Genomic DNA, 19,299 nt, shown 5'->3' with positions numbered 1-19,299 from the left:
CCCGCGACCCGCCCAGCTTGTGCATCTCCTCCCGATTGTGGCGAAATGGAGCGCTTTGCTCGCCTAGACTCCCTCCATGACCGGAGCAGAGCAGGCGGGCGGCGTGCCGCCGGACGACGAGGCGGCGGAACTGGTCGCCCAGCTCAGAGAGTTGGCCGGCGCGAATCCCGCCGACGTCCGTCGGGTGGTGGCCGACGTGCTGGCCGCGCTCGACCGGGTGCCCGGGAGCGCGCTGCGCGAGCATCTGCCCGAGTCGATCCGGGCCGACGTTGGGCTTGATGCCCCCGCCCCCGCCCCGCGCTGACCGCTGAAGTGGACCTTGGTGGCCCTCACCTCGACAAGTTAGGGCCACCTAACCGGGCGTGGGTGTTACGCCGGTCATAGACTCCTCCCGACTGGCTTGTGAAGCATTTCACGAGCATGCGGGAGGAGGCGCAGATGACCGCGGTGGAGAACGACGCCGACGTGATCGTCGTGGGCGCCGGTCCCGGCGGCTCGGCGACGGCGTACCACCTGGCGCGGCACGGCGTACGGGTACTGCTGCTGGAGAAGACCGAGTTCCCCCGGGAGAAGGTCTGCGGCGACGGGCTGACCCCGCGCGCCGTCCGGCAGCTCATCCGGATGGGCGTGGACACCTCGCCCGAGGCGGGTTGGCTGCACAACCGGGGCCTGCGGGTGATCGGCGGCGGCATCCGCCTGGAGCTGGACTGGCCCGACCTGGCCAGCTTTCCCAGCTACGGACTGGTGCGCACCCGGCTGGACTTCGACGACCTGCTCGCCCAGCGCGCCGTCTCGGCCGGGGCGAAGCTGCGCACCGGCGTCACCGTGGCCGGCCCGGTGCTCGACGCCGACGACCGGGTCGTCGGCGTGCAGGCCGAGGTAGGCCCGGAGAAGGAGCCCGCCACCTTCCGCGCGCCGCTGGTGGTCGCCGCGGACGGCGTCTCCGGCCGCTTCCCGCTCGCCCTCGGGCTGGCCAAGCGGGAGGACCGGCCGATCGGTGTGGCCGTCCGGCGGTACTACCGCTCGCCCGCCAAGCACGACGACGACTACCTGGAGTCCTGGCTGGAGCTGCGCGGCAAGGGCAGCGACGCGCTGCTGCCCGGCTACGGCTGGATCTTCGGCCTCGGCGACGGGCGGGTCAACGCCGGCCTCGGCATCCTCAACTCCTCCACCGCCTTCGGCAAGACCAACTACCGGCGGCTGCTCACCGACTGGCTGGCCAACACCCCGGAGGACTGGGGGATGACCGACGAGGCGAACGCCGAGGGGCCGATCCTCGGCGCGGCGCTGCCAATGGGCTTCAACCGGGTGCCGCACTACACCCGGGGCGTCATGCTGGTCGGCGACTCCGGCGGCATGGTCAACCCGTTCAACGGCGAGGGCATCGCGTACGCGATGGAGTCCGGCGAGCTGGCCGCCGAGGTCGCGGTGCAGGCCCTCGCCCGGCCGGCCGGCGCCGAGCGGGAGCGGGCGCTGATGGCGTACCCGCAGGAGTTGAAGGCCCGCTTCGGCGGCTACTACCGGCTCGGCGGGATCTTCGTGAAGCTGATCGGCCGTCCGGAGATCATGCGGATCGCCACGAAGCACGGCATGCCGCACCCCGCCCTGATGCGCTTCGTGCTCAAGTTGCTGGCGAACTTGACCGACCCGCGCGGCGGGGACGCGATGGACCGGGTCATCAACGCGATGACGAAGGCGGCGCCAGCCGTCTGAACGAACGGTCGGCTGGTCGACGACGACCCGCCGGCCGGCAGGGATCGACCCCCGCCGACAGCCGTCGTGAGGGACGTGAATAGTGTGATTTTGGCCCACCACCGCCGAGGGCAGGGAAGGACGAGCAGGAGACCACGATGACGCTCTCGCCTTACGCACCCATTGTCGGGCTGTTCGCCCTCGCCGCGGCGTTCTCGCTGTTCTCCGTGGCCGCCGCCCGCTTCGCCGGCCCGCGCCGGTACAACAAGGCCAAGCTCGAGGCGTACGAGTGCGGCATCGAGCCCAGCCCGCAGCCCGTCGGGGGCGGCCGGTTCCCGGTCAAGTTCTACCTGACGGCGATGCTCTTCATCGTCTTCGACATCGAGATCATCTTCCTCTACCCCTGGGCGGTCTCGTTCGACGCCCTGCCGATCTTCGGCTTCGTGGAGATGGTCCTGTTCATCGTCGCGGTCTTCGTCGCGTACGCCTATGTGTGGCGGCGCGGCGGCCTGGACTGGGACTGAGGGAGGTACGTCAGATGGGTATCGAGGAGAAGCTTCCCGCCGGCGTCCTGCTCACCTCCGTGGAGAAGCTGGTCAACTGGTCGCGGAAGTCGTCCGTCTGGGGCGCCACCTTCGGCCTGGCCTGCTGCGCCATCGAGATGATGGCCGCCGGTGGCCCGCACTACGACATGGGCCGCTGGGGCATGGAGGTGTTCCGCGCCTCGCCCCGCCAGGCGGACCTGATGATCGTGGCCGGCCGGGTGAGCCAGAAGATGGCCCCGGTCCTGCGCCAGATCTACGACCAGATGGCCGAGCCCCGCTGGGTGCTGTCGATGGGCGTCTGTGCCAGCAGCGGCGGCATGTTCAACAACTACGCCATCGTGCAGGGCGTCGACCACATCGTCCCGGTCGACATGTACCTGCCGGGCTGCCCGCCCCGGCCGGAGATGCTCATCGACGCGATCCTCAAGCTCCGCGAGAAGATCATGTACGAGCCGCTGGGCCCGAACGGCCGCAAGATGCTCCAGGCCCGCCAGGAGCGCGGTGACGTCCCCGTCGTGCCGTACGGCTCGATGCCGTCGTCGTACCGCAACGACAAGGCCCGGCGCGCCGAGTGGACCCGGGCGGTCCGCGAGGGGCGGGAGGAGCAGTTGCGGATCGAGAACTGGATGAACGCGCAGCACCACCTCCACCCGCACGGGGGCCCAAAGTGAGCGCGAGGAGTGCAGCGGAGCGGAGCCCCGCAGTCGCGATCGGAGGGCAGGCACAGTGACGAGCGACAGGAACAGCACCGGCGGCGTGCCCGTACCGGTGACGCCGGCCGGCGCCAGCAGCGGCGCCCCGGCCGAACACCCGCCGTCCAGCCCGGCCGGGCGTGGCATGTTCGGCACCCACGGCACCGGCGACGTCTCCGGCTTCGGCGGCCTGGTGCGCCAGCGCCAGCCGATCGAGGAGGCCCCCCGGCCGTACGGGGGCTACTTCGACGAGGTCCGCGACGCGCTGGAGGAGGCGTACCCGAACTTCGGCGACGCGATCGAGAAGGTCGTGGTCGACCGGGGCGAGTTGACCCTGCACGTGCGCCCGGAGCGGATCGCCGAGGTCTGCCAGGTGATGCGCGACGATCTCGCGCTCCGCTTCGAGCTGTGCTCCTCGGTGTCCGGGGTGGACTACCTCGGCGCGGACGAGCGCCGGCTGCACGTGGTCTACCAGCTCACCTCGATGACCTACCGCCGCCGGGTGCGGCTGGAGGCCGCCGTCTCCGCCGAGGCCCCGCACCTGCCGAGCGTCACCGCCGTCTACCCGACCGCCGACTGGCAGGAGCGGGAGACGTACGACATGTTCGGCATCGTCTTCGACGGCCACCCCAACCTGACCCGGATCCTCATGCCGGACGACTGGGAGGGGCACCCGCAGCGCAAGGACTACCCGCTCGGCGGCGTGCCCGTCGAGTACAAGGGCGCGGAGATCCCGCCGCCGGACACGCGGAGGTCGTACCAGTGAGCGCGAGGAGTGCAGCGGAGCGGAGCCCCGCAGTCGCGATCGGAGGGCCGGCACTGTGACGACGTCGAACTACGCCACCGAGCGCAAGACGACCGAGGGCAAGGTCTTCACCGTCACCGGTGGGGACTGGGACCAGGTGGTCTCCGGCACGGACCCGATCAACGACGAGCGGATCGTCGTCAACATGGGTCCGCAGCACCCGTCCACCCACGGCGTGCTCCGGCTGATCCTGGAGCTGGAGGGCGAGACCGTCCGGGAGGCCCGGTCGGTCGTCGGGTACCTGCACACCGGCATCGAGAAGAACCTGGAGTACCGCAACTGGGTCCAGGGCTCGACGTTCGTGACCCGGATGGACTACCTCTCCCCGCTGTTCAACGAGACGGCGTACAGCCTCGCGGTGGAGAAGCTGCTCGGCATCACCGACGACATCACCGAGCGGGCCACCACCATCCGGGTCCTGATGATGGAGCTGAACCGGATCTCGTCGCACCTGGTCTGGCTGGCCACCACCGGCATGGAGCTGGGCGCGATCTCGATCATGCTGTACGGCTTCCGCGAGCGGGAGTACATCCTCGACATCTTCGAGACCATCACCGGCCTGCGGATGAACCACGCGTACGTCCGGCCGGGCGGCGTGGCGCAGGACGTGCCGGACGACGCGATCGTCAAGATCCGCGAGTTCCTGAAGATGATGCCGAAGAAGCTCAAGGAGTACGAGGACCTCCTCTCCGGCCAGCCGATCTGGGTCGAGCGCACCAAGCACGTCGCGGTGCTCGACGTGACCGGCTGCCTGGCGCTGGGCATCACCGGCCCGGTGCTGCGCTCCGCCGGCCTGCCCTGGGACCTGCGCAAGACCATGCCGTACTGCGGCTACGAGACGTACTCCTTCGACGTGCCGACGCACCCGGACGGCGACGTCTGGGGCCGCTACCAGGTGCGGCTCGCCGAGATCCGGGAGTCGCTGAAGATCGTGGAGCAGGCGCTGGACCGGTTGAGGCCGGGCCCGGTGATGGTGGCCGACCGCAAGATCGCCTGGCCGGCGCAGCTCGCCATCGGCGTGGACGGCATGGGCAACTCGCTGGAGCACGTCGCCAAGATCATGGGCCAGTCGATGGAGTCCCTGATCCACCACTTCAAGCTCGTCACCGAGGGCTTCCGGGTCCCGCCGGGCCAGGTGTACGTCGGCATCGAGTCGCCCCGCGGCGAGCTGGGCGTGCACGCGGTCTCCGACGGTGGCACCCGGCCGTACCGGGTGCACTACCGGGAGCCGAGCTTCGTCAACCTCCAGGCCCTGCCGGCGATGGCCGAGGGCGGCCTGATCGCCGACGTGATCGCCGGCGGCGCCTCGCTGGACCCCGTGATGGGTGGTTGTGACCGGTGAGCGCGAGGAGCGAGCTTGCGAGCCCCGCAGTCGCGAACGGAAGGCGACTTTCATGAGTGTTTTCACCGAGCAGACGCGGGAGCGGGCGCGCGAGATCATCGCCCGGTACCCGGCCGACCGGTCCCGGTCGGCGCTGCTGCCCCTGCTGCACCTCGTGCAGTCGGAGGAGGGGTACGTCTCCCCGTCCGGCGTCGAGTTCTGCGCCGAGGTGCTCGGCCTGAACAAGGCCCAGGTCGGCGCGGTCGCCACCTTCTACACGATGTACAAGCGCAAGCCGACCGGCGACTACCTGGTCAGCGTCTGCACCAACACCATGTGCAACGTGCTCGGCGGGCAGGAGGTCTACGACACCCTGGCCGAGCACCTGGGCGTCGGGCACGACGAGACCACCGCCGACGGCACGGTCACCCTGGAGCACGCCGAGTGCCTCGCGGCGTGCGACTACGGCCCCGTCATGACGGTCAACTACGACTTCTTCGACGGCGTCGACCCGCAGACCGCGCTCGGCGTGGTCGAGGAGCTGCGCTCCGGCGGCCGGCCGATGCCGACCCGGGGCGCCCGGCTCTGCACGCTGAAGGAGATGTCGGTGCAGCTCGCCGGCTTCGCCGACGAGCGCGAGGGAGCGGTCGCCGACGGCGGTCCGGGCGAGCCCACCCTGCGGGGCCTGCGACTGGCCGAGCAGCACGGCATCTCGGTGCCGGGCTACGACCCGAACACCCCGATCCGGAGCAAGGCCGAGGCCGACCGGGCCGCCGCCGAGGCGAAGGCACAGGCGGACGCCGACAAGGCCGCCGCCGAGGCCGAGGCGAAGCGGGCCGAAGCCGCCAAGGCCCAGGCCGCCGGGGTCGCCGCGAACCCGCCGGCCAGCGACGCCAAGCCCGCCGGCGACGACGCCGACGCCCAGGAGCGCTCCCTCAAGGAAGCGGAGGCCCAGCAGTGACGACTCCCCGGCCGGAGACCCTGGCCAAGCTCACCCCGGTGCTCACCAAGCGCTGGCTGTCGCCGGACGCCTGGCGGGTCGGCACCTACGAGAAGCTCGACGGCTACGCAGCCCTGCGCAAGGCGCTCAAGGCCCACCCGGACGACCTGATCCAGCTCATCAAGGACTCCGGGCTGCGCGGTCGCGGCGGCGCGGGCTTCCCGACCGGCCTGAAGTGGGGGTTCATCCCGCAGGGCGACGGCAAGCCGCACTACCTGGTGGTCAACGCCGACGAGGGCGAGCCGGGCACCTGCAAGGACCTGCCGCTGATGACCCACGACCCGCACTCGCTGGTCGAGGGCGTGATCATCGGGTCGTACGCGATCCGGGCCAGCCGGGCGTACATCTACATCCGGGGCGAGGCCGTGCACGCCGCGCGCCGGCTGCGCAACGCGGTCCAGGAGGCGTACGCCAAGGGCTATCTCGGGCGCGACATCCTCGGCTCCGGGTTCGACCTGGAACTGGTGGTGCACTCGGGCGCCGGGGCGTACATCTGCGGCGAGGAGACCGCGCTGCTGGACTCGCTGGAGGGCTTCCGGGGCCAGCCCCGGCTGCGCCCGCCGTTCCCGGCGACCCACGGCCTGTACGCCAGCCCCACAGTGGTCAACAACGTCGGCACCATCGCCAGCGTGCCGTACATCGTGCTCGGCGGTGCCGACTGGTGGAAGACCATGGGCACGGAGAAGTCCTCCGGGCCGATGATCTACTCGCTCTCCGGCCGGGTCGCCGACCCGGGCCAGTACGAGTGCACGATGGGCGTCACGCTGCGCGAACTGCTGGAGCTGGCCGGCGGCATGCAGCCGGGCCACAACCTGCGGTTCTGGACCCCGGGCGGCTCGTCCACCCCGCTGCTCACCGCCGAGCACCTGGACGTGCCGCTGGACTTCGAGGGGGTGGCGGCAGCCGGCTCGATCCTGGGCACCACGGCCACCCAGATCTTCTCCGACCAGGACTGCCCGGTCTACGCGACGTACCGGTGGCTGGAGTTCTACCACCACGAGTCGTGCGGCAAGTGCACCCCGTGCCGCGAGGGCAACTACTGGATGGTCCGGGTCTACCGGCGGATCCTCGCCGGACAGGGCACCCACGAGGACCTGGACACCCTGCTCGACACCTGCGACAACATCCTCGGCCGCTCGTTCTGCGGCCTGGGTGACGGTGCGACCAGCTCGGTGACCTCGTCGCTGAAGTACTTCAAGCAGGACTACCTCGACTACATCGAGGGACGTACCGCGCCGAAGCTGTCGAACAAGCAGCTGGTGGGAGCGCACTAATGACCGACGTAGCGAAGAAGACCGAGACCGTCACGCTCACCATCGACGGCGTCGAGGTCACCGCACCCAAGGGCGCGCTGCTGATCCGGGTCGCCGAGCAGCTGGGCACCGAGATCCCGCGCTTCTGCGACCACCCGCTGCTGGCCCCGGCCGGCGCGTGCCGGCAGTGCCTGGTCGAGGTGGAGGGCCAGCGCAAGCCGGTGGCCTCCTGCACCCAGACCGTCGCCGAGGGCATGGTGGTCCGCACCCAGCTCACCTCGCCGGTCGCCAAGAAGGCGCAGGAGGGGGTCATGGAGCTGCTGCTCATGAACCACCCCCTCGACTGCCCGATGTGCGACAAGGGCGGCGAGTGCCCGCTACAGAACCAGGCGATGTCCACCGGCCGCACGGACTCCCGGTTCCACGAGCACAAGCGGGAGTACCCGAAGCCGTTGCCGATCAGCACCCAGGTGCTGCTCGACCGCGAGCGCTGCGTGCTCTGCCAGCGCTGCACCCGGTTCTCCGAGGAGATCGCCGGCGACAAGTTCATCGACCTGATGGGCCGCTCGTCCGCCGAGGAGATCAACATCTACCGGGACGAGGCTTACGGGGAGGAGGGCGACTCCGGCGACGTCCCGTTCAACTCGTACTTCTCCGGCAACACCGTGCAGATCTGCCCGGTGGGCGCGCTCACGGGCGCGCAGTACCGGTTCCGGGCCCGCCCGTTCGACCTGGTCTCCAGCCCGAGCGTGTGCGAGCACTGCTCGGCGGGCTGCGCGCAGCGCACCGACTGGCGGCGCGGCAAGGTGACGCGCCGGCTGGCCGGCGACGACCCGCAGGTCAACGAGGAGTGGAACTGCGACAAGGGCCGCTGGGGCTTCCAGTACGCCCGCGCGTTCGACCGGCTCACCACCCCGCTGGTGCGCGACGCCGAGACCGGCGAGCTGCGCGAGGCGTCGTGGAGCGAGGCGCTGACCGTCGCCGCCGAGGGGCTCGCCGCCGCCCGGGACTCCGCCCGGGGCACGGCGGTGCTGACCGGCGGCCGGCTCACCGTCGAGGACGCCTACGCGTACGCGAAGTTCGCCCGGGTCGCGCTGCACACCAACGACATCGACTTCCGGGCCCGGCCGGTCTCCCGCGAGGAGTCCGACTTCCTGGCCAGCTCGGTCGCCGGGCGCACCGACGTCACCTACACGGACGTGGAGAACGCCCCCGCGGTGGTGCTGGTCGGCCTGGAGCCGGAGGAGGAGTGCCCGATCCTCTTCCTGCGGCTGCGCAAGGCGTACCTGAAGAAGACGCTGACGGTGTACGCGATCGCGCCGTTCGCCACCCGTGGCCTGGAGAAGCTCGGGGCCAAGCTGGCCCGGGTGGTGCCGGGCGAGGAGGCGAGCGTGCTCGCCGAGCACGCCACGGTGGCCGAGGCGCTGAGCACCCCGGGCGCGATCCTGATCGTCGGTGAGCGGCTGGGCGAGGTGCCCGGCGGCCTGTCGGCGGCGGCGGACGTCGCCCGGCGTACCGGCGCGAAGCTGGCCTGGGTGCCGCGGCGCGCGGGCGACCGGGGCGCGGTCGACGCCGGCTGCCTGCCGAACCTGCTGCCCGGCGGACGGCCGGTCACCGAGCCGGCCGCCCGGGCCGAGCTGGGCGAGGTGTGGGACATCCCGGCCGGCGTGATCCCGAGCCAGGCCGGCCGGGACACCGACGCGATCCTCGCGGCGGCGGCCGGCGGTCAGCTCGGCGCGCTGGTGGTGGCCGGGGTCGACCCGGCCGACCTGGCCGACCCCCGGCTGGCCGAGCAGGCCCTGGACGCGGTGCCGTTCCTGGTCAGCCTGGAGCTGCGGATGAGCGCGGTGGCCCGCCGGGCGGACGTGGTCCTCCCCGTCGCCCCGGTGGCCGAGAAGGCCGGCAGCTTCCTGGACTGGGAGGGGCGGCTGCGCCCCTTCGAGGTGGTCCTGCACACCTCCGCGATGACCGACGGTCGGGTGCTGGACGCCATCGCCGCGCTGCTCGACGTGCGGCTCGGCACCGGCGACGTGCTCAGCGTCCGTCGTGAGCTGGGCGGCCTGCCGCCGACCCGGGCCGACCGGCCGTCCGCGCCGTCGGTGCAGCCGGCCACGGTGCCGCAGCCCGGCGCCGGGGAGGCCGTGCTGGCCACCTGGCGCCAGCTCATCGACCTGGGCAGCCTCACCGACGGCGACGAGCACCTCGGCGGCACCGCCCGCCCGCCGGTGGCCCGGCTGGGCAAGGGCACCGCGGAGGCGCTCGGCGTCGCCGACGGTGACCCGGTGACGGTGGGCACCGACCGGGGGGCGATCACCCTGCCGGCGGCGATCACCGAGATGCCCGACGGCGTCGTCTGGCTGCCGACCAACTCACCCGGCTCCACCGTCCGGCGCGGCCTCGGCGCGACGTCGGGTTCGGTGGTGCGGATCGCCGCCTCCGCAGCGACGGAGCCGGCCACGACCGGCCCGGTCGCCGCCGACGCGGCCGGCCGCCCGGGTCCCCTCCTCAACTCCGGGGGTGTTTCCCAGTGAACGCGGTCTACCTCGCGCAGGACCCGACGCTGGCCGACTTCGGCAAGGACCCATGGTGGCTGGTCCTGATCAAGGTCGTCTTCGCCTTCGCCTTCGGTCTGCTGGCCACACTGCTCGGCGTGTGGTTCGAGCGGCGGGTCGTCGGCTACATGCAGGTGCGGCCCGGCCCCAACCAGGTCGGCCCGTTCGGCCTGCTCCAGACCCTCGCCGACGGCCTGAAGATGGCCTTCAAGGAGGACATCCTCCCGAAGGCGGCGGACAAGGTCGTCTACTTCTTCGCCCCGACCATCTCGGTGATCTGCGCGGTCACCGCGCTGTCGGTGGTGCCGTTCGGCCCGATGGTGAGCATCTTCGGCCACCAGACGCCGTTGCAGGTCACCGACGTGCCGGTGGCGGTGCTGGTGCTGCTGGCCTGCTCGTCGATGGGCGTCTACGGCATCGTGCTCGGCGGCTGGGCGTCCGGCTCGACGTACCCGCTGCTCGGCGGTCTGCGCTCCAGCGCCCAGATGATCTCGTACGAGGTCGCGATGGGGCTGAGCATCGTGGCGGTGTTCATGACCGCCGGAACGATGTCGACCAGCGGGATCGTCGCCGCCCAGGGCGACGCCACCCGGCTGACCATCGCCGGCGTCGAGGTGCCGGCTCCCGGCTGGTACGCGATCCTGCTGCTGCCGAGCTTCATCATCTTCTTCATCGCCACCGTCGGTGAGACGAACCGGGCGCCGTTCGACCTCCCCGAGGCCGAGTCCGAGCTGGTCGCCGGCTTCATGACGGAGTACAGCTCGCTGAAGTTCGCGCTCTTCATGCTCAGCGAGTACGTGGCGATGGTGACCATGTCCGCGGTCACCACGACGCTGTTCCTCGGCGGCTGGCGGGCTCCCTGGCCGATCACCCTCTGGGCGGGGGCGAACTCCGGCTGGTGGCCGATGCTGTGGTTCTTCGGCAAGGTCCTGGTCCTGGTCTTCGTCTTCGTCTGGCTGCGGGGCACCCTGCCCCGGCTCCGGTACGACCAGTTCATGCGGCTCGGCTGGAAGGTGCTGCTGCCGATCAACCTGGTCTGGATCCTGGTCCTGTCCGGCCTGCGCTCGATCGAGGGTTGGCAGACCCGGGACCGGCTGCTCGCCACGGGCCTCGGCGCGGGCGTGCTGCTGCTGGTGACGCTGCTGTGGCCGAGCCGCAAGAAGGCGCCGCAGCCGTCGTTGCAGGAGCAGGTCAACAGCCGTCCACACGGCAGCTTCCCGCTGCCACCGATGGACCTGCAAGTGCCACCGAGCCCGCGCACCAAGCGCGTGGTCGCCGAGCGGGAGCCGGCCAACGTCGCCGCCGGCTCGGACTCCAGGGAGGTGTGACGTGGGCGCGATCACCGGAACGTTCAAGGGCTTCGGGGTCACCTTCTCGCACATGTTCAGGAAGGTCGTCACGACCGACTACCCGTTCAAGCCGCCGGTTTCGGCGCCGCGCTACCACGGGCGGCACATCCTCAACCGGCATCCGGACGGCCTGGAGAAGTGCATCGGCTGCGAGCTGTGCGCCTGGGCCTGCCCGGCCGACGCTATCTACGTCGAGGGCGGGGACAACACCGAGGAGAACCGGCTGTCCCCAGGTGAGCGGCATGCGTCCGTCTACCAGATCAACTACGCCCGCTGCATCTTCTGCGGGCTCTGCATCGAGGCCTGCCCGACCCGGTCGCTCACCATGAGCAACGAGTACGAGCTGGCCCGGGACAACCGGCAGGACCTGATCTTCACGAAGGAGCAGTTGCTCGCGCCGCTGCTGCCGGGCATGGAGCAGCCGCCGCACCCGATGCGGCTCGGAGACAGCGAGAAGGACTACTACATCGGCGCGCTGAGCAACCCGGGCACCTCGGCCGGGGCCGAGCACGCGGCCAACAGCCCCGGCCGGTACCAGGTCGAGGAGCACCCCGGGGTGACCTTCCCCGGTGCCGAGCAGCAGGCCCAGCGGGCGGCGGCGGGCAAGGGGGACGAGGCATGACCACGCAGACGGTGCTCGCCGCGGCGGGCGGGGTCTCCGGCGGCGAGGAGGTCACCTTCTGGATCCTCGCCCCGCTGGCGCTGCTCGGCGCGATCGGCATGATCGCCGCGCGCAACGCGGTGCACTCGGCGCTCTGGCTGGTGCTGACCATGCTCTGCCTGGGCGTGTTCTACGTCCTGCAGGCCGGGCCGTTCATCGGCATGGTGCAGATCATCGTCTACACCGGCGCGATCATGATGCTCTTCCTGTTCGTGCTGATGCTGGTCGGCCGGGACGCCTCGGACTCGCTGATCGAGACGCTGCGCGGCCAGCGGATCGCCGCCGTCGTGCTCGGCCTCGGCTTCGCCGGCCTGGTCGGCGGCGGCCTCTACCGGGGGCTCGGCGGCGTCTCGGCGGTCGGCCTGGAGCAGGCCAACGCCGAGGGGAACGTGCAGGGCATCGCCCGGCTGCTGTTCACGAAGTACGTCTTCGCCTTCGAGCTGACCTCGGCGCTGCTGATCACCGCGGCGGTCGGCGCGATGGTGCTGGCGCACATCGAGCGGCGCCGGGAGGACAAGATGGACCAGATCGCCACCATGAAGGCCCGCTTCGCCCCGGGCAACTACCCCGGCCCGAAGCCCGGCCCGGGCGTCTTCGCCACCTCGTCCTCGGTGGCCACCCCGGCCCGCCTGCCCGACGGCCGGCTGACCGAGCGCAGCATCCCGGAGATCCTGCCGGCCCGGGAGCTGACCGCCGAGGAGACCACGTTGAAGGGGACGGACCGGTGAGCGCGCGGAGTGCAGCGAAGCGGAGCGCAGTCGCGAACGAAAGGCTGGCCCAGGCATGACGCCGGACTACTATCTCGTGCTCGCCGCGGTGCTGTTCACCATCGGCGCGGTGGGGGTGCTCGTCCGCCGGAACGCGATCGTGCTGTTCATGTGCGTCGAGCTGATGCTGAACGCGGCCAACCTGACCCTGGTCACCTTCAGCCGGATCAACGGTGACCTGAACGGCCAGATCATGTCGTTCTTCGTGATGGTGGTGGCCGCGGCCGAGGTCGTGGTCGGCCTCGCGATCATCATGTCCATCTTCCGGACCCGGCGCTCGGCCAGCGTCGACGACGCCAACCTGCTCAAGTACTAGAGGGGCCCTGCGGTGGGAGAGATTCTGATGAACGCCCCGGCTGAGCCGGCAGGTGCCGTCGCCTACGCTCCGGCGAGCGGGCTGCTGGGCAGCTTCTGGCTGCTGGTGGCGATCCCGCTGGCCAGCGCGGCGATCCTGCTGCTGCTGGGTCGGCGGGCCGACCGGTGGGGGCACTGGCTCGGGGTGGCCGCGATCGGTGCCTCCTTCGTGCTCGGCCTGACCTACTTCTTCCAGCTGCGTGGCCTGGAGAACAAGTCGGCCGAGCTGAGCCTGTGGGACTTCATCGCCGTCGGCGACTTCAAGGTGGACTTCGGCCTGCTGTTCGACCCACTGGCCGCGGTCTTCGTTCTGCTGATCACCGGGGTGGGTTTCCTCATCCACCTGTACGCGGTCGAGTACATGGCGCACGACGAGGGACGCCGGCGGTTCTTCGGCTACTTCAACCTCTTCGTGGCCGCGATGCTCCTGCTGGTGCTCGGCAACAACTACGTGATGCTGTACTTCGGCTGGGAGGGCGTCGGCCTGGCGTCGTACCTGCTGATCTCCTTCTGGTACGGGCGGCCGAGCGCGGCCACCGCCGGCAAGAAGGCGTTCCTGATGAACCGGGTCGGTGACGCCGGCCTGGCCATCGGCATCTTCATCATGTTCGCCACCCTCGGCACCACCCAGTACGACGAGGTGTTCAACGGGGTCGGCTCGCTGACCTCGACCACGGTGCTGGTGCTCGGCCTGCTGCTGCTGCTCGGCGCGGCCGGCAAGTCCGGCCAGTTCCCGCTCCAGGCGTGGCTGCCGGACGCGATGGAGGGCCCGACGCCGGTGTCGGCGCTCATCCACGCCGCCACGATGGTCACCGCGGGCGTCTACCTGATCGCCCGGTCGAACCCGGTCTTCTCGGCCAACTCGACGCTCCAGCTCGTGGTGGTCAGCGTCGGCGCGCTGACCCTGCTGCTCGGCTGCGTCATCGGCGCGGCCAAGGACGACATCAAGCGGGTGCTCGCCTGGTCGACGGTGAGCCAGATCGGCTACATGTTCCTCGGCGTCGGCCTCGGCGGCGGGGCGTACGCCCTGGCGATCATCCACCTGCTGGCGCACGGTTTCTTCAAGGCCAACATGTTCCTCGGCGCCGGCTCGGTGATGCACGGCATGCACGACCAGGTGGACATCCGCCGCTTCGGTGGCCTGTCGAAGTACATGAAGATCACCTGGATCACGTTCATGATGGGGTGGCTCGCCATCATCGGCCTCCCCCCGCTGTCCGGCTACTTCTCCAAGGAGCCGATCATCGCCGCCGCCTTCTCGCGGGACGACTGGACGGCCTGGCTGTTCGGCGGGGCGGCGCTGCTCGGCGCCGGGCTCACCGCGTTCTACATGACCCGGCTGTTCGTGCTCACCTTCCACGGCCCGAAGCGGTGGACCGAGGACATCGAGCATCCGCACGAGTCGCCGAAGCTCATGACGATCCCGCTGATCCTGCTCGCGATCGGCTCGGTGGTCGCCGGTGGCCTGATGGTGTGGAACGACGGCCTGGCCTCCTGGCTGACGCCGGTGCTGGGCGAGGTCGGCGAGGAGCACCACTCGGTGCTGTCGCACACGTTGATCACGATCCTGTCGCTGGTCGTCACGGTCGCCGGTGCCGGGCTGGCCTGGGCGCTGTTCCGCAACGGCACGGCCACCGAGCCGCAGCCGGCGGGTGTGCTGGTCACCGCCGCCCGGCGCAACCTCTACACCGACGCCTTCAACGAGGCGGTCTTCGAGAAGCCGGGGATCTTCCTCACCCGGGCGCTGGTCTTCCTCGACAACCGGGGCGTCGACGGGCTGGTCAACGGCCTCGCCGCCGCGGTGGGCGGGGGCTCCGGCCGGCTCCGGCGGCTACAGACCGGCTTCGTCCGGTCGTACGCGACGTCCATCCTGACCGGCGCGCTGCTGGTGGTGGCGGCGTTCCTGGCCGTGCAGGCGGGGTGGCTGGCGTGAACGACCTCTCTACGGCCGCCCCCGCCGGCGGACCACGCTGTGACGACGGAGGTAAGGCCGCATAATGTCCAACTTCCCGTTCCTCTCGGTGCTGACCGTGGCGCCGCTGGTCGGCGCGCTGGTCGTGGCCGTCCTGCCGCGCCGCCGGCCGGACCTGGCCAAGCAGGTGGCCTTCGGTTGGTCGCTGCTGGTGCTGGCCCTGTCGGTGGTCATGTGGCTGAAGTTCTCCACCGGCGGTGAGCGTCTCCAGTTCCGCGAGTCGTACACCTGGATCCCGCAGTGGGACGCCCGGTTCACCTTCGCCGCCGACGGCATCGCGCTGGTGATGCTGATGCTGATCGCGGTGCTGGTGCCGCTGGTGATCCTGGCGTCCTGGCACGACGCCGAGTCGTCCAAGCGCTCGGTGCCGGTCTACTTCGCCCTGCTGCTCGTCCTCGAATCCACGATGATCGGCGTCTTCGCCGCCGCCGACGTCTTCCTGTTCTACGTGTTCTTCGAGGTCATGCTGGTGCCGATGTACTTCCTGATCGGCAGCTACGGCGGCCACCAGCGGCAGTACGCAGCGGTGAAGTTCTTCCTCTACTCGCTGGTCGGCGGACTGTTCATGCTGGCCGCGGTGATCGGCCTGTGGGTCGTCGGCGGGAAGACCTTCGACTGGCAGGCGCTGACCCAGGTGGACATCTCCACCGGGACCGAGCGCTGGCTGTTCCTCGGCTTCTTCCTCGCCTTCGCGATCAAGGCGCCGTTCTTCCCGTTCCACACCTGGCTGCCGGACGCCGGTGGGGCCGCCCCCGCCGGGGCCGCCGCGCTGCTCGTCGGCGTGCTGGACAAGGTCGGCACGTTCGGAATACTGCGGTACTGCCTGCCGCTGTTCCCGGAGGCGTCGAAGTGGTTCGCGCCGTGGGCGCTCGCGCTCGGGGTGATCGGCATCATCTACGCCGCGCTGCTGGCGGTCGGCCAGAACGACCTGAAGCGGCTGGTGTCGTACACCTCGATCGCGCACTTCGGGTTCATCGGGGTCGGCATCTTCGCCTTCACCACCCAGGCCGGCACGGGCGCGGTGCTCTACATGCTCAACCACGGCCTCGCCACCGGCCTGCTCTTCCTGGTCGTCGGCATGCTGGTGGCCCGGCGCGGCTCGGCCCTGATCAGCGACTTCGGCGGCGCGGGAAAGCTGGTGCCGCTGCTGGCCGGGGTGCTCTTCTTCGCCGGCCTGGCCTCGCTGGCTCTGCCCGGCACCGCGCCGTTCGTCTCGGAGTTCCTGGTGCTGATCGGCACCTTCACGGTGAACAAGCCGGTCGCGGTGATCGCCACGCTCGGCATCATCCTGGCCGCCGCGTACGTGCTGTGGATGGTGCAGCGGACCACCCAGGGCACCCTCAACCCGGCCCTGGCCGAGGTCGAGCCGATGCGCCGCGACCTCAACCTGCGCGAGAAGGTCGTGGTCGCGCCGCTGATCGCGCTGATCGTGCTGCTCGGCTTCTACCCCAAGCCCGTCACCGATGTCATCAACCCCGCCGTCCGGGCCACCATGGAGGACGTCGGCAGGACCGATCCGGCCCCCGAGGTCGGCCAGGTCGTGCAGGAGGCTCACCGGTGAGCGCGAGGAGTGAACGAGCGGAGCGAGTGAGCCCCGCAGTCGCGAACGAAAGGCGGCACGCGAAGTGACCGAGCTCAAGTTGCCGTCGATCGACTACGCGGCGCTCGCGCCGATCCTGATCATGTTGGGTGCCGCCCTGCTGGGCGTGCTGGTCGAGGCGTTCGTGCCCCGGCGGCACCGGCATCCCGTGCAGCTCTCGCTGGGGCTGCTCTCGGTGCTCGCCGCGCTGGTGATGGTGATCTTCAACGCCGACGACCGGCTGATCACCGCCGGTGGGGCGCTCGCCGTGGACGGGCCGACGCTGTTCCTGCAGGGCGCGATCCTGGTCCTCGCCGCGATGTCGCTGCTGCTCATCGGCGAGCGCTCGGTGGAGCGGGGCGGGGCGTTCGTCGCGCACGCCGCCGTCACCGCCGAGTCGGTGGAGGACCGGCGGCAGGCCGAGGGCAGCAACGGCGCGACCGAGGTCTACCCGCTGGCCAGCTTCGCCATCGGCGGCATGCTGATCTTCGTGGCGGCGAACGACCTGCTGACCATGTTCATCGCCCTGGAGGTCTTCTCCCTGCCGCTCTACCTGCTCTGCGCGCTGGCCCGCCGCCGGCGGCTGCTGAGCCAGGAGGCGGCGATGAAGTACTTCCTGCTCGGCGCGTACGCCTCGGCGTTCTTCCTGTTCGGCGTGGCCCTGGTGTACGGCTTCACCTCCGGCATCCCGGGCCGCCCGGCCGGCGTCGACTTCGCCACCATCCACGCGGCGGTGACCGAGTCCCCGGCCAGCCAGGTGCTGCTCTTCGCCGGCATGGCGCTGCTCGCCATCGGCCTGCTGTTCAAGGCCGCCGCCGCTCCGTTCCACGTGTGGACCCCGGACGTCTACCAGGGCGCCCCGACGCCGATCACCGGCTTCATGGCGGCCTGCACGAAGGTGGCCGCGTTCGGCGCCCTGCTGCGGGTCTTCCACGTGGCGTTCTCCGGGGCGGCGTGGGACTTCACCCCGGTCCTCGGCGCGGTGGCGGTGCTGACGATGCTGGTCGGCGCGGTGCTGGCGGTCACCCAGACCGACATCAAGCGGCTGCTGGCGTACTCGTCGATCGCCAACGCCGGGTACCTGCTGGTCGGGGTGCTCGCGCCGAGCAAGGACGGGCTCGCCGGCACGATGTTCTACCTGGCCGCGTACGGGTTCTCGGTGCTGGCCGCGTTCGCGGTGGTGACCCTGGTCCGCGACGCGGACGGGGAGACCACCCACCTGTCCCGCTGGGCGGGGCTGGGGAAGCGCTCGCCGTTCTTCGCGGCGATCTTCACCTTCATCCTGCTCGCCTTCGCCGGTATCCCGCTGACCAGTGGGTTCATGGGCAAGTTCGCCGTCTTCGCCCCGGCCCTGGACGCCGACCAGGCGTGGCTGGTGGTGGCCGGCGTGCTGACCAGCATGGTGCTGGCGTTCCCGTACCTGCGGGTCGTGGTCATGATGTGGCTGTCCGAGCCGGGGGAGTCCACCCCGACGGTGGCCGTGCCGGGCGGGCTGACCTCGGCGGCCCTCATGATCGGCGTGCTGGCCACGCTGGTCCTGGGCGTCGTGCCGGGCCCGCTGCTCGACCTCGCCAACGGCGCCGCCGAATTCGTCCGATGACCGACGTTTCCCCGCGACGGGGCCGGTACGCGTCAGCGGGCCGGCCCCGTCGCCGTATCCCCCGCCCGGAGCAGGTCGAACGGGTGTGGCATGGTGGATAGCGTGGTGAATCCGGCTGGCGAGCGTTCAGGTGCCACCGGCTCCGCTCGGCGGGGTCGGGGGAGCACGGGTCAGTTCAGCGCGCTCGGCCTCCACTTGGCCGATCCGCGCGTCGAGGCGTCCGTGCTGGGCGTGCTGGAGTCCGTCGAGGCGGAGCTGCGGGCCAGCGTGGCCAGCGCCGACCCGCTGGTGACCGAGGCCGCCCGGCACCTCGTGGAGGCCGGCGGGAAGCGGTTCCGCCCGCTGCTGGTCGCGCTGGGCGCCCAGTTCGGCGATCCGACCGACCCGCGGGTCGTCTCCGCCGCCGTGGTGATGGAGCTCACCCACCTGGCGACGCTCTACCACGACGACGTGATGGACGAGGCCGCCGTGCGGCGCGGCGCGCCGAGCGCCAACTCCCGCTGGACCAACTCGGTGGCGATCCTGGTCGGCGACTACCTCTTCGCCCGCGCCGCGGACATCTCGGCGGACCTGGGGCCGGAGGCGGTGCGGTTGCAGGCGCGTACGTTCGCCCGGCTGGTGCACGGCCAGATCGCCGAGACGGTCGGCCCCCGGAACGGGCAGGACCCGGTCTCCCACTACCTGCACGTCATCGCCGAGAAGACCGGCTCGCTGATCGCCACCTCGGCCCGCTTCGGTGGCCTGTTCGCCGGGGCCTCCGCCACGCACACCGAGGCCCTGGCCGGGTACGGCGAGACGATCGGCGTCGCCTTCCAGCTCTCCGACGATCTGCTCGACATCGCCAGCGAGTCGGTGCAGTCGGGCAAGACCCCCGGCACGGACCTGCGCGAGGGCGTGCCGACCCTGCCGGTGCTCTACGCGCTCGCCTCGGACGACGCCGACGCCGCCTCGGTGCGGCTGCGGGAGATCCTGGCCACCGGCCCGCTCGTCGACGACGCCCTGCACACCGAGGCCCTGGGCCTGCTCCGCGAGTCCCCGGCGCTCAAGCGTGCCCGGGAGACTGTCCGCAGCTACGCGGAGGACGCCCGGGAGCGCCTGGCCACGCTTCCGGACAATCCGTCCCGCCGCGCCCTGGAATCCCTCTGCGACTACATCGC

At 70.9% G+C, this 19,299-nt stretch carries 17 protein-coding genes; all 17 read left to right on the top strand.

Translation table 11 applies throughout. The features are described from left to right. Nucleotides 1-76: 76 nt before the first annotated feature. Nucleotides 77-304 carry a hypothetical protein gene (locus E1258_RS15970; RefSeq protein WP_132401539.1) on the top strand — a complete coding sequence of 76 codons (228 nt, stop codon included), beginning with the start codon at nucleotides 77-79 and terminating at the stop codon, nucleotides 302-304. Nucleotides 305-438: 134 nt separating this feature from the next. Continuing rightward, complete coding sequence (locus E1258_RS15965; RefSeq protein WP_036373750.1) at nucleotides 439-1,713, top strand: geranylgeranyl reductase family protein; 1,275 nt, start codon at nucleotides 439-441, stop codon at nucleotides 1,711-1,713. A gap of 137 nt (nucleotides 1,714-1,850) precedes the next feature. Then, on the top strand, nucleotides 1,851-2,216 hold the full coding sequence (locus tag E1258_RS15960; RefSeq protein ID WP_007074123.1) for an NADH-quinone oxidoreductase subunit A: 366 nt from the start codon (nucleotides 1,851-1,853) through the stop codon (nucleotides 2,214-2,216). A gap of 14 nt (nucleotides 2,217-2,230) precedes the next feature. After that, the gene (locus tag E1258_RS15955; RefSeq protein ID WP_132401536.1) at nucleotides 2,231-2,908 is read left to right on the top strand and encodes an NADH-quinone oxidoreductase subunit B family protein; all 678 of its coding nucleotides are present in this window, start codon (nucleotides 2,231-2,233) and stop codon (nucleotides 2,906-2,908) included. Nucleotides 2,909-2,963: 55 nt separating this feature from the next. Continuing rightward, nucleotides 2,964-3,695 carry an NADH-quinone oxidoreductase subunit C gene (locus E1258_RS15950; protein ID WP_132401533.1) on the top strand — a complete coding sequence of 244 codons (732 nt, stop codon included), beginning with the start codon at nucleotides 2,964-2,966 and terminating at the stop codon, nucleotides 3,693-3,695. A 55-nt stretch (nucleotides 3,696-3,750) separates the two neighbouring features. Next, a complete protein-coding gene (locus E1258_RS15945; protein WP_132401530.1) occupies nucleotides 3,751-5,076 on the top strand; it encodes an NADH-quinone oxidoreductase subunit D in 1,326 nt (441 codons plus the stop codon). A 52-nt stretch (nucleotides 5,077-5,128) separates the two neighbouring features. After that, the gene (gene nuoE, locus E1258_RS15940) at nucleotides 5,129-6,016 is read left to right on the top strand and encodes an NADH-quinone oxidoreductase subunit NuoE (RefSeq protein ID WP_132401527.1); all 888 of its coding nucleotides are present in this window, start codon (nucleotides 5,129-5,131) and stop codon (nucleotides 6,014-6,016) included. Then, the gene (nuoF, locus tag E1258_RS15935; RefSeq protein ID WP_132401524.1) at nucleotides 6,013-7,329 is read left to right on the top strand and encodes an NADH-quinone oxidoreductase subunit NuoF; all 1,317 of its coding nucleotides are present in this window, start codon (nucleotides 6,013-6,015) and stop codon (nucleotides 7,327-7,329) included. Before nuoE ends, nuoF begins: the two co-directional genes overlap by 4 nt. After that, nucleotides 7,329-9,839, top strand: coding sequence for an NADH-quinone oxidoreductase subunit G (locus tag E1258_RS15930; protein WP_007074129.1), 2,511 nt, complete (start codon nucleotides 7,329-7,331; stop codon nucleotides 9,837-9,839). The genes nuoF and E1258_RS15930 overlap by 1 nt, the downstream gene beginning before the upstream one ends. Further along, nucleotides 9,836-11,188: an NADH-quinone oxidoreductase subunit NuoH gene (gene nuoH, locus E1258_RS15925; RefSeq protein ID WP_132401521.1), complete on the top strand. Its 1,353-nt coding sequence runs from the start codon at nucleotides 9,836-9,838 to the stop codon at nucleotides 11,186-11,188. The genes E1258_RS15930 and nuoH overlap by 4 nt, the downstream gene beginning before the upstream one ends. 1 nt (nucleotide 11,189) lies before the next feature. Beyond that, the gene (gene nuoI / locus E1258_RS15920) at nucleotides 11,190-11,831 is read left to right on the top strand and encodes an NADH-quinone oxidoreductase subunit NuoI (RefSeq protein WP_007074131.1); all 642 of its coding nucleotides are present in this window, start codon (nucleotides 11,190-11,192) and stop codon (nucleotides 11,829-11,831) included. Further along, complete coding sequence (locus tag E1258_RS15915) at nucleotides 11,828-12,598, top strand: NADH-quinone oxidoreductase subunit J (protein ID WP_007074132.1); 771 nt, start codon at nucleotides 11,828-11,830, stop codon at nucleotides 12,596-12,598. The genes nuoI and E1258_RS15915 overlap by 4 nt, the downstream gene beginning before the upstream one ends. Before the next feature lie 55 nt (nucleotides 12,599-12,653). Next, nucleotides 12,654-12,953, top strand: coding sequence for an NADH-quinone oxidoreductase subunit NuoK (gene nuoK / locus E1258_RS15910; RefSeq protein WP_007074133.1), 300 nt, complete (start codon nucleotides 12,654-12,656; stop codon nucleotides 12,951-12,953). A 27-nt stretch (nucleotides 12,954-12,980) separates the two neighbouring features. Then, nucleotides 12,981-14,924, top strand: a complete 1,944-nt coding sequence (nuoL, locus tag E1258_RS15905; protein WP_132401518.1) for an NADH-quinone oxidoreductase subunit L — start codon at nucleotides 12,981-12,983, stop codon at nucleotides 14,922-14,924. Nucleotides 14,925-14,988: 64 nt separating this feature from the next. Beyond that, on the top strand, nucleotides 14,989-16,524 hold the full coding sequence (locus E1258_RS15900; RefSeq protein WP_132401515.1) for an NADH-quinone oxidoreductase subunit M: 1,536 nt from the start codon (nucleotides 14,989-14,991) through the stop codon (nucleotides 16,522-16,524). A gap of 64 nt (nucleotides 16,525-16,588) precedes the next feature. Then, a complete protein-coding gene (nuoN, locus tag E1258_RS15895; protein WP_132401512.1) occupies nucleotides 16,589-18,142 on the top strand; it encodes an NADH-quinone oxidoreductase subunit NuoN in 1,554 nt (517 codons plus the stop codon). A gap of 90 nt (nucleotides 18,143-18,232) precedes the next feature. Beyond that, a partial coding sequence (locus tag E1258_RS15890) for a polyprenyl synthetase family protein (protein WP_132401509.1) occupies nucleotides 18,233-19,299 on the top strand: 1,067 nt, incomplete at its 3' end.

Origin of the sequence: Micromonospora sp. KC207, assembly GCF_004348615.1 — a bacterium.
GTDB lineage: Bacteria > Actinomycetota > Actinomycetes > Mycobacteriales > Micromonosporaceae > Micromonospora.
This window is presented reverse-complemented; position numbering and strand designations above follow the sequence as displayed.